General features: G+C 51.9%; 10 protein-coding genes and 1 tRNA gene. 8 read left to right on the top strand and 3 right to left on the bottom strand.

Annotated elements, in window-relative coordinates; all coding sequences use genetic code 11:
* The first annotated feature begins 121 nt into the window (after window positions 1-121).
* On the top strand, window positions 122-1,627 hold the full coding sequence (locus QZ327_RS13320) for a HAMP domain-containing sensor histidine kinase (protein WP_294620071.1): 1,506 nt from the start codon (window positions 122-124) through the stop codon (window positions 1,625-1,627).
* Between the two features lie 152 nt (window positions 1,628-1,779).
* On the opposite strand, the gene QZ327_RS13315 is transcribed toward QZ327_RS13320, so the two are convergent.
* Entirely contained in the window at window positions 1,780-3,153 is a 1,374-nt protein-coding gene (locus QZ327_RS13315) for an aminopeptidase P family protein (protein WP_294620070.1), read from the bottom strand.
* Between the two features lie 625 nt (window positions 3,154-3,778).
* On the opposite strand from QZ327_RS13315, the gene QZ327_RS13310 reads away from it, so the two are divergent.
* The 6 genes from QZ327_RS13310 (at window position 3,779) to QZ327_RS13285 (ending at window position 9,442) form a co-directional block, all read left to right on the top strand.
* A complete protein-coding gene (locus QZ327_RS13310) occupies window positions 3,779-4,027 on the top strand; it encodes a hypothetical protein (protein ID WP_294620068.1) in 249 nt (82 codons plus the stop codon).
* 272 nt (window positions 4,028-4,299) lie between these two features.
* A complete protein-coding gene (gene rpoN, locus QZ327_RS13305) occupies window positions 4,300-5,787 on the top strand; it encodes an RNA polymerase factor sigma-54 (protein WP_294620066.1) in 1,488 nt (495 codons plus the stop codon).
* A gap of 52 nt (window positions 5,788-5,839) precedes the next feature.
* On the top strand, window positions 5,840-6,517 hold the full coding sequence (locus QZ327_RS13300) for a hypothetical protein (protein ID WP_294620064.1): 678 nt from the start codon (window positions 5,840-5,842) through the stop codon (window positions 6,515-6,517).
* Window positions 6,518-6,542: 25 nt separating this feature from the next.
* Entirely contained in the window at window positions 6,543-6,920 is a 378-nt protein-coding gene (gene gcvH, locus QZ327_RS13295; RefSeq protein WP_294620062.1) for a glycine cleavage system protein GcvH, read from the top strand.
* A 137-nt stretch (window positions 6,921-7,057) separates the two neighbouring features.
* Window positions 7,058-7,567: a 5-(carboxyamino)imidazole ribonucleotide mutase gene (gene purE, locus QZ327_RS13290; protein WP_294620060.1), complete on the top strand. Its 510-nt coding sequence runs from the start codon at window positions 7,058-7,060 to the stop codon at window positions 7,565-7,567.
* Between the two features lie 12 nt (window positions 7,568-7,579).
* A complete protein-coding gene (locus tag QZ327_RS13285; protein ID WP_294620058.1) occupies window positions 7,580-9,442 on the top strand; it encodes a 4-hydroxy-3-methylbut-2-en-1-yl diphosphate synthase in 1,863 nt (620 codons plus the stop codon).
* A gap of 203 nt (window positions 9,443-9,645) precedes the next feature.
* Here QZ327_RS13285 and QZ327_RS13280 read toward each other — a convergent pair whose 3' ends face one another.
* Both QZ327_RS13280 and QZ327_RS13275 read right to left on the bottom strand, forming a co-directional pair.
* On the bottom strand, window positions 9,646-11,343 hold the full coding sequence (locus QZ327_RS13280) for a S41 family peptidase (RefSeq protein ID WP_294620056.1): 1,698 nt from the start codon (window positions 11,341-11,343) through the stop codon (window positions 9,646-9,648).
* A gap of 5 nt (window positions 11,344-11,348) precedes the next feature.
* Window positions 11,349-12,332 carry an adenosine kinase gene (locus QZ327_RS13275; RefSeq protein WP_294620054.1) on the bottom strand — a complete coding sequence of 328 codons (984 nt, stop codon included), beginning with the start codon at window positions 12,330-12,332 and terminating at the stop codon, window positions 11,349-11,351.
* An 81-nt stretch (window positions 12,333-12,413) separates the two neighbouring features.
* On the opposite strand from QZ327_RS13275, the gene QZ327_RS13270 reads away from it, so the two are divergent.
* Window positions 12,414-12,487, top strand: a tRNA-Asn gene (locus QZ327_RS13270).
* The last annotated feature ends 133 nt before the right edge of the window (window positions 12,488-12,620 follow it).

Below are 12,620 nucleotides of genomic sequence, written 5' to 3'. Positions count from 1 at the left end.
AGAACCTCAAAAGAAGCTGAAGAAAAACTTTTTGAAGAAAATTTAAACAGGCTCTTAGACTTTTGCATACAACATAGCGAAGAAAGTTTTAACTTTGTCTGCAAAAATAAAATCACCCATAATGAAAAGAATCGTTACAATACTTTTTGTGGCATTTTTCTGCCTCTGCGCGCACACATACGCACAAAGCCGTGCCGACGAACTGATGAAACAGGCGCAAGAAAGTCTGGCAAAAAAAGAATACATCAAAGCCCGTTATCTTTTCCTGCAGGCTTACAACTCCTTCTCCTCACAGGAAAAATACGTGCAGGCCATCGAGTGCGGCGTCAATGCCAGCGCGCTCTACCATCGCGAGAACTATTACAAAGAAGCGTTCGAACTTCTGCGTAGCGCCGAACAGCTGGTAGGGGCAGGCGAGCAAAAGCTCGGCAAGGAGTTTCCCGACCTGCACTTCCGCATCAACAAAGAGCGGTTGCAGATGTACATCAACATCAAAAACCCCGCCCGCGCCAAGGAGCAGCTGAACAAGCTGGAAGAGACTGCCCGGACGTCCAAGAACGACTCTTTGAACAACGACTTCCTCTACACGCAAGCCAACTACTACTACACGTTCGGCATGAACGCGCAAGGCGACGCGGCTTTCAAAAAGCTGATAGAACAATACAAGCAGCAGAAGAACTACGCCAAAGTGGACGAATGCTACAAAACCCTCATCGACATAGCCCGCAAGGCGAACAATGCGGGATTGGTGGCGCGTACTTACGACAAGTACATCATCTGGACAGACTCCGTCAAGGCACTCACCGCGCAAGACGAACTGAACATCCTGAAAAGGAAATACGACGAGAGCCTCGCCACCATCCAGGAGAAAGACGGTTCCCTCTCCGCCAAGCAATACATCATCATCGGCCTTTGCATACTGGCAGCCATCCTGGCGGCAGCACTGGTGATAGGCGCCATCGTCCTGCTGCGCTTCATCCTGCTGACGCGCAAACAGAAGAAAGCAATCGGCATCGCCAACGAGCACAACGAACTGAAGACGCAATTCATCCGGAATATCTCCGCCCAAATGGAACCGACTCTGGACACGCTCGACCCGCAACTGCCCGGCGTACAGGCATTGCGCATTTTCTCGGGCCACATCCAGGAACTGTCCGACCTGGAGAACAGCCTGTCCGAGCCATACGAAATGCAAGAGAAAAACGTTTCGGCTTTCTGCGAAAGCGTCATGGACAAAATAAAGGGAAAAGTGCAAGAGGATGTATCCCTCTCCGTCAACGCCCCAAAGCTGAACGTGAAGATTAATCCCGAACACCTGGAGCGCGTGCTGCTGCATCTGTTGGAGAACGCTGCCGAATACACTCCCGCAGGCGGCAAGATATGGCTGGACTTCAAGAAACGCGGTGCCCGCACGCATCAGTTCATTATCAGCGACACCGGCTGCGGCATCCCCGAAGAACAGCGCGAAAACATATTCAAGCCTTTCACCGAGGTAAAGGACCTGACACAGGGCGACGGCTTGGGACTACCTATCTGCTCGCTGATTGCCACCAAAATGAACGGCAGCCTGACGCTGGACGGCAGTTATACCAAAGGCGCGCGGTTCGTATTGGAACTGCACGCATAAGAACCTGGAAGGGACTACACGTCTACACCAATAAAAGTTGAGAGTTGAAAGCCTGCCGCGCCATTCGGACGCACCGGGCTTTCAACTCTCAACTTTTCATTTTCCGATTTTCCGTTTTCCGCCTTCAGCTTTCAGCGCTTCCGGCAGCCGGCTCACCTCAACGCTTCCACCTCTTCCGGCGTCAGCGGTATCTTCTTGCCCAGGCGGCGCGCACCGGTCTCCGTTATCAGGTAATCCTCTTCATTGCGGATGCCGCCGAAGTTGCGGTACTCCTCCACCTTGTCATAATTGATGAAATCCCCGAACCTCTTCTCGCCCTTCCAAAGGTCTATCAGTTCGGGAATAAAGTAGATGCCCGGCTCCACGGTATGCACGAAACCCGGCTCCAACGGAATGGCAAGGCGCTGGCTCTTACGGCCGAACTGCGTGCTTTTGGGCGTGCCGTTGTAGCCCACCCACAACTCGCCGAGGTTTTCCATATCGTGCACGTCCAGCCCCATCATGTGTCCCAGCCCGTGGGGGTAGAACAGGGCGTGCGCACCTTCGCGCACGGCGTCTTCGGCATTGCCTTTCATCAGCCCGAGTTCCTTCAGCCCTTCCACCATGACACGGGCGGAGAGGTCGTAGACATCCATATAGGGGATGCCCGGGCGGAGCGCCTTGACAGACTCCAGGTGCATCGCATTCTGAATTTCATAAACGGCACGCTGGCGGGGAGTAAACGTCTTGTCGGCAGGAATGGTAGACGACATGTCGCCCGCATAGCCCGACTCCACTTCCGCACCGGCATCAATCAGGAACAAGTCTCCCGGCTTCACCTTATTGCCGTGATAGTGGTTGTGCAAAGTCTGCCCGTTGACAGTGGCAATCGTGGCGAAAGAGAGTTCGCAGTTATTGGACTGCGCCACACGGTTCATTTCCGCCACCACCTCATATTCGTACATGCCCGGACGAAGCACCTTCATGGCGGCGATGTGCATGTCGGCAGTCACATCGCATGCTTTTTCTATCTCTGCTATCTCTTCGGCAGACTTATAGTTGCGCTGCGCCACAACCGCACGGATGAACGGCACGGAGCCTTCCTGACGGGCAGGCGGGGCGCCCAGCCAGTCCATCAGCTTCAGCTTATGCTCCGCCCGGTAAGGCGGCAGGTAGTGCACGGTCCGCCCCTTGTCCGCCGCTTTGCGCAGATAGTCCGCAATGGCGACGGCAGGCATCACATCCGTTATGCCCACACGCCCGCTTTTCTCTTTCAGCGTGGGCTGGGTGCCCATCCAGACGATATGGTCTATCGTCAGCTCATCGCCGAATATAATCTCCCTGTCCTCGTCGATGTCAATAATCGCCGACAGGCCGGCAAACGACAGTCCGAAATAGTACAGGAACGTGGAGTCCTGGCGATAACGGAACGTGTTGTCCTCATAGTGCAGTCCCTGCTCGTCATTGCCCAGGAACAGCAACACTCCCGAACCTACGTGCTTCTTCAGCAGCGCCCTGCGCTGTATATACGTTTCTTTTGCAAACATAGCGTACATTATTTAAATGGTTATACCACAAAGATAACGAGAATATTTGAAAGGATAAGGAAAAGCGGACAAGAAAAGTTGCCTGCACGCGCCACGGCTTTTCCATGAACAGGAGCCGGAGGGAGTTGGAAGGAGTTACCGCCCTTCGGGCTGAGGAGTTAAAAGCCGATATTTCTGATGTATAGCGATATTATCGGCATATAACTCCCTTTACTCCCCGTAACCTCTTCGGATGCCGGTTCCCTCCAACTTCTGTTCATGAAAGAGCCGCGCCCGTACAAGTAGCCGAGTAGATGCAAGCAGTCCTGCAGCTACCGGAAGCCAACCGGTCCCGACCCTGTGCGCGGCTGCAAAATGAAGCATCTTCCGCCCGCCTTATGACAAAAAGGCGGCAAAACAGCCTTTCCGCTTACTCCATCCCCGCCACCTTTTGCCGAAACAGGAACATGCTGCATAAAGTGCGGATAAATATGCTCCGTTTTCCGATGGATATGCACCGTTTATGCAGAAACCGGAACTTCCCTCCGATGGACGCAGGTGTTTCGGGCGAGAGGTACAAGTGTTTCAGCCGAGCGGCATTAACATCGCTCGTGAGGAACATTAATGTCTATCGCGACAGGCATTAATGTCTATCGCGAGCCATGTCAATGCCGCTCGAAAAAGATACCGTTTTCCGGCGGACGGGATGCCTGCACGCGGCATTTCCGGCGTTCTTTCCCGCCGGTTTGTTTGTAAACATTTCGCTACCGCGCTGGCTATCGGGAAGATGCGTGTTTTCCGTTCCGTTTTTTTCCGCCGGCTGCACGCAAGGGCGGAAAAAAACGATTCTGCGGCAACGGGAAATACAGATTGTCAGCAGATGCGGGCGGGGTGACAAAAGGACAAAAAGGTGAAAAGACAAAAAGATAAAAAAGGAGGAAAGAGAGAAAGACGGAAAAGGCAGAAGGACAAAAAGGACAGAAGCACAGAAAGGACGGAAAAGGCAGAAGGACAAAAAAACACATCCGACGCCCGGTTCCCGCAACAACTCCGCCGCTTTCTTGTTAAATATCATAAGAGAAGATTTCGCGTTCGCGAACAATTCACTATTTTTGCAGCAAGTGCGAAGATAAAACTTATCTTTGCAGCAAGTAAACAATGTAAGGTATGGCACAAGGCTCCCGACAGATACAGACCCAAGCACAACAGCAGATACAGACGTTGTCGCCACAGCAGATTTTGGTGGTAAAGCTGTTGGAACTTCCGGCAATAGAACTGGAAGACCGCGTACGTGCCGAACTGCTGGAAAACCCCGCGCTGGAAGAGGGGAAAGAGGATGCCGCGGGCGACGAGTATGCCGACGCACCCGATGCCGGCAACGCGGAAGAGGGCGGGGACATTGACTACGACTCACTGGGCGACTACCTCAACGAGGACGACATCCCCGACTACAAACTGCAGGAAAACAACCGCAGCAAGGGGGAACAGGCGGAAGAGATTCCTTTCTCCGACACCACTTCCTTTTACGAAACACTGAAAGAGCAGCTGGGCGAACGCAACCTCACCGACCGGCAGCGCGAACTGGCAGAATACCTTATCGGCTCGCTGGACGACGACGGGCTGTTGCGCAAATCGCTGGACAGCATCAGCGACGAACTTGCCATCTATGTCGGCATAGACGCCTCCGCCGAAGAGCTGGAAGAAGCCTTGAAAATCATCCAGGACTTCGACCCCGCCGGATTGGGAGCACGCGACCTGCAAGAGTGCCTGCTCATACAGATACGGCGCAAGATGGAGCAACAGCACTCCGCCCCCAACCCGCTGCTGTCCGTCGAAGAGGCCGTTATCTCCGAATGTTACGAGGATTTCACCCGCAAGCATTGGGACAAGATACAGCAGAAGCTGGATTTGCAGGAAGAGGAGTGCCGCCACGCCATCAAAGAGATATGCAAGCTAAACCCGCGTCCGGGCGCATCGCTGGGCGAGACAATCGGCAAGAACCTGCAACAGATTGTGCCGGACTTCCTGGTGGACACCTACGATGACGGCACGATTCACCTGTCGCTCAACAACCGGAACGTTCCCGAACTGCGCATGAGCCGCGATTTCACCGAAATGGTGGAAGAACACACGCGGAACAGGGCAAACCAGTCGAAGGAGTCCAAAGAGGCAATGATGTTCCTGAAACAGAAAATGGACGCCGCACAGGGATTTATCGATGCCGTGAAGCAACGGCAGAACACCCTGACGGTCACCATGCAGGCAATCATCGACCTGCAACGCCCTTTCTTCCTCGACGGCGACGAGTCGCTGCTCCGCCCCATGATACTGAAAGATGTGGCGGAACGCACCGGGCTGGACATTTCGACAATCTCCCGCGTAAGCAACAGCAAATACGTGCAGACCAACTACGGCATCTATCCGCTGAAGTACTTCTTCAGCGACGGCTATGTCACGGAAGACGGAGAGGAGATGTCCGTGCGCGAAATACGGAAGATACTCAAGGAGTGCATCGACGGCGAGGACAAGAAGAAGCCTTATACGGACGATGAACTGACCGAGATACTGAAAGAGAAAGGATACCCGATAGCCCGCCGCACCGTAGCCAAATACCGCCAGCAACTGAACATTCCGGTGGCACGGCTGAGGAGGTAGCGGCGGCGATAAAGCAACGAAAATGGTAGAATGACAATGCAAAAATAAAGAAATGGCAGCAGAACAACATATCATAACCGACAAGACCCTCGTCAGGACGGCTAAGGTGATTTCGGTACTATTCACCCCGTTTTCCATACCTTTCCTGGCATTCCTGATCCTGTTCGTATTCTCGTACCTGCGCATCATGCCCCTGCAATACAAACTGATTGTGCTGGGCGTGGTATATTGCTTTACAATCCTGATGCCCACCCTCACCATATTCCTCTTCCGCAAAATCAACGGGTTCAGCCCGGAAGATCTGGCGGAGCGGAAACGAAGGTACATACCCTTCATCCTCACCATCACTTCATACGTGTTCTGCCTGCTCATGATGCACCGGCTGAATATCCCCTGGTATATGACCGGGATTATCCTCGCCGCCCTCGTCATGATGGTTATCTGCGTGGTGGTGAACCTGAAATGGAAGCTGAGCGAACACATGGCGGGAGCCGGCGCCATCATAGGCGGGCTGGTTGCCTTCAGCGCCCTGTTCGGATACAACCCGGTAGGCTGGCTGTGCATATTCATCCTCATTGCGGGAGTGCTGGGCACGGCACGGATTATCCTGCAACACCACACGCTGGGCGAGGTGATGGGCGGGTTTGCCGTGGGGCTGGTCTGCTCGCTGCTGGTGCTGCACCCGGTCAGCAAACTGGTATTTCGCCTGTTCAACATTTTCTTACTCTAAATATTAACTCTTAAAACTAACGATTATGAATTTTCCGAATGATGTAAAGTACACGAAAGAGCATGAATGGATCCGTCTGGAAGGCGATGTAGCTTATGTAGGAATTACCGATTACGCCCAAGAGCAATTGGGAGATATCGTGTTTGTCGATATCCAGACCGTGGGCGAGACATTGGCTGCCGGCGAGGCATTCGGCACAATCGAAGTGGTGAAGACAATCTCCGACCTTTTCTTGCCCGTGGCAGGAGAGGTGCTGGAGCAGAACGAGGCTTTGGAAGAACAGCCCGAACTGGTCAACAAAGACCCGTACGGCGAAGGCTGGCTCATCAAGATGAAACCCGCCGATGCGGACCTCGACAGCCTGCTGGATGCGGAAGCATACAAAGCTTTGATTAACGGTTGAAACGGTTAACGAGCAACCGTCTTATACCACCCGTCATTCAGAGCGTAGCTCGGAAGTTATGCTCTGATGATACAAACCCGTTTAATTATTCACTTGACTGACATAACATATTACTAACATAACATATTACCAACAACATGACTCCAATTGTCAGCATTATCATGGGCAGCACTTCCGACCTTCCTGTCATGGAAAAGGCGGCGCAACTGCTCAATGATTTACATGTGCCGTTCGAAATGAACGCCCTCTCCGCCCACCGCACTCCGGAAGCAGTGGAAGAGTTTGCCAAAGGTGCCCGCAAGCGCGGGATTAAAGTAATCATCGCCGCTGCCGGCATGGCTGCCGCCCTGCCCGGTGTCATTGCAGCCAATACCACGTTGCCCGTAATCGGGGTGCCTGTCAAGGGTTCCGTATTGGACGGCGTAGACGCGCTCTATTCCATTATCCAGATGCCTCCGGGCATTCCGGTTGCCACCGTAGCCATCAACGGGGCGATGAATGCCGCCATCCTTGCCGTGCAGATGCTCGCATTGAGCGACGAGGGACTGGCAGAAGCCTTTGCAGCCTACAAAGAGGGGCTGAAAAAGAAAATCGTGAAAGCGAACGAAGACCTGAAAGAAATCAAGTACGAGTATAAAGTAAACTAATCACTTACAAACGTGGATATATTCAATTATTCCCGACGGGAAACATCGGAAGTGAATATCGGAGCCACCCCTATGGGCGGCTCCAATCCTATCCGCATACAGAGCATGACCAACACTGCCACGCAGGACACCGGCGCGTGTGTGGCACAGGCAAAACGCATTGTGGACGCCGGCGGCGAATATGTGCGCCTCACCACACAGGGCGTGAAGGAAGCGGAAAACCTGATGAACATCAATGCCGCCTTACGCCAGGAGGGCTGCATGGTGCCTTTAGTGGCGGACGTACACTTCAACCCGAAAGTGGCCGACGTGGCGGCACAGTACGCGGAGAAAGTGCGCATCAATCCGGGCAACTACGTAGACGCCGCACGTACTTTCAGACATCTGGAGTATACCGATGAGGAGTATGCGCAGGAGGTCCGCAAGATACGCGACCGCTTCGTCCCGTTCCTGAACATCTGCAAAGCCAACCATACGGCTATCCGCATCGGCGTGAACCACGGGTCGCTGTCCGACCGCATCATGTCGCGCTACGGCGATACGCCCGAAGGCATGGTGGAGTCTTGCATGGAGTTCCTGCGCATCTGCGTGGCGGAGGAGTTCCGGGATGTGGTTATCTCCATCAAGGCATCCAACACGGTAATCATGGTGAAAACCGTACGCCTGCTTGCCGATGTGATGGAAAAAGAGGGAATGCACTTTCCGCTGCACCTGGGCGTGACGGAAGCCGGCGACGGCGAGGACGGGCGTATCAAGTCGGCATTGGGCATAGGCGCTTTATTGGCGGACGGGCTGGGTGATACAATCCGTGTATCGCTGAGCGAAGCGCCCGAAGCGGAAATCCCTGTTGCCAGGAAGTTGGCGGACTATATCGCGCAACGCCGCAATCACCCTTACATACCGGGCGCAACAGCCCCCGGGTTCAACTACCTGTCGCCCGACCGCAGAACCACGGCAGCGGTGCGCAACATAGGCGGAGACAATCTTCCCGTAGTCATTGCCGCACGATTGGACGGAAATACGGATTTTAATCCGCAGTTCATGCCCGATTACGTGTACGTGGGGCGCCAACTGCCCGAACATCCTGCCGAAGGCGTGCAATACATCATTGACGCCGACCTCTGGGAAGGGCAACCCAATACATCGCCTGTGTTCAAAGTAGAGCAACTGCCGTTTATCAGCGGATGTAACGCACCGCTGAAGTTCCTGTTCATCACTTACATGGGACTGAACGATGAAGCGATTGCCGGTCTGAAATACCATCCGGAAGTGGTGCTTGTGGCACAAAGCAACCACCCGAACCGTTTGGGTGAATATCGTGCCTTAGCCCACCAGTTGATGAACGAGGGATTGAAAAACCCGCTTGTTTTCTTCCAGCATTATGCCGAAACGGAAACGGAAAACCTGCAAATCAAGTCGGCAGCCGATATGGGAGCGCTTATCATCGACGGGCTCTGCGACGGCATTTTCCTTTTCAACCAAAACGGACAGGCAGGGGACAAGGCGATAAATGACAAGGTGGTAGACGCCACCGCTTTCGGCATTCTGCAAGCAGGGCGCATCCGCACCAGCAAGACCGAATATATCTCTTGTCCGGGTTGCGGCCGTACGCTTTACGACCTTGAAAGCACCATCGCCCGCATCAAACAAGCGACATCGCATCTGAAAGGACTTAAAATCGGCATCATGGGATGCATCGTCAACGGTCCCGGCGAAATGGCGGATGCCGACTACGGATACGTAGGCGCAGGACGGGGCAAAATAAGCTTGTACAAAAGAAAGGAGTGCATCGAAAAGAACATTCCCGAAGAGGAAGCTGTAGAAAAGCTAATCGAACTAATCAGGAAAAACGGGGATTACATAGAAAAACAGTAGATTTCCGGACGGAGCCAATATAGGGATACTCCTAAAACAAGAAAATCAGAGGGTATGTCTAAACACCCGGAATACATAAACCACCCCTGCCATAGACATCTGTGGCAGGGGTGATTTGGTTAATAAGGGAGTTTTGACATACTCTCTTCCGTATCTTTCAGCAGGAACAGTTACTGAATATCCCTATATTGGCTTCGTTCAAGTTATTCCCCTTTCTTGCCGTCACCCTCTTGGGTTTGCGGGATGCCGAGCATCTGTTTATATTTCCCGGGGGAAGTCAATATGCCGGTCGCTTCTTTCAGGTCTTTATCGTCCTTCAACTGTTGTATGATTCCACCGCGCTGGTAATAATAGCGTTTGATAATTTCCACCGCAATCATTTCCTTTATATCCTCCGAGAAATGCTCAAGGTCGCGGTCCAGGTTATGGGATAATTTTTTCTCCAAAGCCTTGAATTCATCCGATGCATCAGTCAGATATCCTTCGAACTCCGCCATCTCCTTCAGGCTTTTCAAAATCTTCTCCGTCTGCTGGTCATACTTGAAATCGGCTTTCTGCACCATCGACTTGAAGTCGGCATAGTCGGCATCCGTTATCACAAAATCTTCGGGTGCCGCAATGGCAGGATGCTTCAGGCAATACTCCGTGGCGTAATCGAATATCAGATTATCATTTACCAAATAGAACAGAATGTTAGGCAGCTTATTCTGCTTGACGCTGACATCGGGAGTGACCCCGCCACCGTCACGCACCTCACGCCCGGCAACCGTGTGGAATACAGTAGTCAAACTATCCGGAATACGGCCTACACTGCCGTCTTCGTTGCGGTGCTTGTAGTCGATTGCCTGTACGCAACGCCCGCTCGGGATATAGTATTTGGAAGTCGTCAGCTTCATGGTCGCCCCATAAGGCAACGGACGGGTGGTCTGCACAAGCCCTTTCCCAAACGTACGGTTGCCTACCACCACTGCACGGTCATAGTCCTGCAACGCCCCCGCCAGGATTTCCGATGCGGAAGCCGTAGCGCTATTCACCAATACAGCCAACGGGATTTCCAAGTCCAACGGTTCGCGCAACGTCTTATACGTATTGCTTGCCTGTTTCGTCTTTCCTTTCGTTGTCACCAATGTTTTGCCGCGTGGCAGGAAGAAGTTGGCTATTTCCACCGCTTCGTCCAGCAAGCCGCCGCCATTGTTGCGCAAGTCGATGACCAAAGAAGTAATCCCCTGCTTCTTCAAGTCCAGAAATGCCCGCTTGAACTCTTTGGAAGGATTGCCGGAGAAAGAAGTAAGGTTGATATAACCGATATGCTTGTCCAGAACGGTATAATAAGGAATCAAAGGCAGTTCGATGGAACGGCGCACGATGTCAAACTCCAACGGCTTCTCTGTGCCGGGACGCTGCACTTTGAGTTTGAAACTTGTACCTACCTGCCCGCGAAGCATCTCGCTCACTTCCTGATTGTTCTTCCCGGCAAGGTCTTTCCCGTCAATCTCCATCAGAATATCACCTGCCTTCAACCCTACGGTGGCGGCGGGCATGTTTTCATAAGGTTCGGCTATCATGGAACGTTTCAACTTGGTGTTCCAGGTGATGATAGAACCGATGCCGCCATACGAATTCTTCAGCATCTGCTCCAGTTCGCTTTGGTCTTCCTCAGGGAAGTAATTCGTATAGGGATCGAGCGAGTAGAGCATGGACTCTATTCCGGTGCGGATAGTCTTATTGGGGTCTATCGTATCCACGTAAAACATATCCAACTCCTTCACGACGGAATTAAATATATCCAAATTCTTTGCTATCTGGAAACTACGGCTGTCGCCACTTTTAAACCCGAAAAAGAAGCATGTGCCTGCCACCAAAAGCAGAACAACCATCCAACGTATCTTTACATATTTCATATATCCTAATTTATCATTAATATCTTTTCTTTTATCTTCTCCCATTTTTCACCCGGCAGTTCCGTTCCAACCACCTGTATGACCTCACCCGAAAGGACGGCACCTATTCTTCCGCATTTCTCCAGAGAATATCCGCAGGTAAGCCCATAAAGAAACCCGGCGGCAAAGAAATCTCCGGCACCTGTGGTGTCAGCCACCTTTGCCACAGGCACAGCCTCAACCCGCACTGCTTCCGTTCCTTTGCGGATAAGCGACCCTCGCGCTCCCACTTTTACAATGGCGATGCTGCACATTTTAGCGATGACATCCAACGCTTCTTCGGGTTCTTTGCCGGTAAACGCTTTCGCCTCTTCCTCGTTGGCAAAGACAATATCCACATATTTGTTAATCAGAAGAGAGAAGAAATCATGGTCGCCCGCCACAATATTATAACTTGCCATATCCAGGCAAACCTGCAAACCGGCTTCTTTCGCCAACTCGATGGCACGGAGAATCATATCGTGTTCCTGTACCAAATAGCCTTCAATAAACAGATATGTATATCCTTTGAACATCTCCAGCGACAATTCTTCCGCTTTCAATGTAGACGCCGCCCCCAAATATGTACCGAAAGTGCGCTCTCCGTCCGGAGATATAAAAGTAGAAGCAACTCCCGAAGGCAATGTATCGGAAAGTAACAAATTGGCCTCAATGCCATGTTTCAACAAACTTTCACGGAAAAAGTTGCCATAAGTATCATTATTCACTTTTCCAATAAATCCGGTGCCTGCGCCAAGCTGCGCCATACCACGAATGGCATTTCCGGCAGAGCCACCGGTTGCCAAATGGGTCTTTATCCGGCTAAAGTATTTATTGATCTTCAATAATTTATCATCATCAATAAGCGTCATGCTGCCTTTAGGCAACTCCATTTCCACCAAGACTTCATCACTGTCAAGGGTTGCCAACACATCAACCAAGGCATTTCCCAATCCAATTATTTTATCCATTCTCGATATTTTTTTTGCAAAGATATTGCATATTTCAAAATATCCTATTACTTTTGCAGCGCATTTGAGAAAAAACAACATTCTTCCTTAGCTCAGTCGGTTAGAGCATCTGACTGTTAATCAGAGGGTCCTTGGTTCAAGTCCAAGAGGAAGAGCAAAAAGGTTCGTCATTACGGCGAACCTTTTTTGTTTATTACAATGCGAGGATATGATTTAGGGGGCAGTCCGAAAACGGCTCAGTTGTAATTCTTGGGGGATTAACCTTTGTTAATTCCCCTTTATGCATAC

This window comes from uncultured Bacteroides sp. (genome assembly GCF_910578895.1).
GTDB lineage: Bacteria > Bacteroidota > Bacteroidia > Bacteroidales > Bacteroidaceae > Bacteroides.
Note: the sequence above shows the minus strand (reverse complement) of the source record. Positions and strands in the feature narration are given on the sequence as shown.

Bases quoted from the DNA above. Each gene is read 5' to 3' on its own strand.
- QZ327_RS13300 (WP_294620064.1), top strand. From the start codon at position 5,840: ATGGCAGCAGAACAACATATCATAACCGACAAGACCCTCGTCAGGACG.
- QZ327_RS13320 (WP_294620071.1), top strand. From the start codon at position 122: ATGAAAAGAATCGTTACAATACTTTTTGTGGCATTTTTCTGCCTCTGC.
- purE (WP_294620060.1), top strand. From the start codon at position 7,058: ATGACTCCAATTGTCAGCATTATCATGGGCAGCACTTCCGACCTTCCT.
- rpoN (WP_294620066.1), top strand. From the start codon at position 4,300: ATGGCACAAGGCTCCCGACAGATACAGACCCAAGCACAACAGCAGATA.
- QZ327_RS13280 (WP_294620056.1), bottom strand. From the start codon at position 11,343: ATGAAATATGTAAAGATACGTTGGATGGTTGTTCTGCTTTTGGTGGCA.
- QZ327_RS13310 (WP_294620068.1), top strand. From the start codon at position 3,779: ATGTCTATCGCGAGCCATGTCAATGCCGCTCGAAAAAGATACCGTTTT.
- gcvH (WP_294620062.1), top strand. From the start codon at position 6,543: ATGAATTTTCCGAATGATGTAAAGTACACGAAAGAGCATGAATGGATC.
- QZ327_RS13315 (WP_294620070.1), bottom strand. From the start codon at position 3,153: ATGTTTGCAAAAGAAACGTATATACAGCGCAGGGCGCTGCTGAAGAAG.
- QZ327_RS13275 (WP_294620054.1), bottom strand. From the start codon at position 12,332: ATGGATAAAATAATTGGATTGGGAAATGCCTTGGTTGATGTGTTGGCA.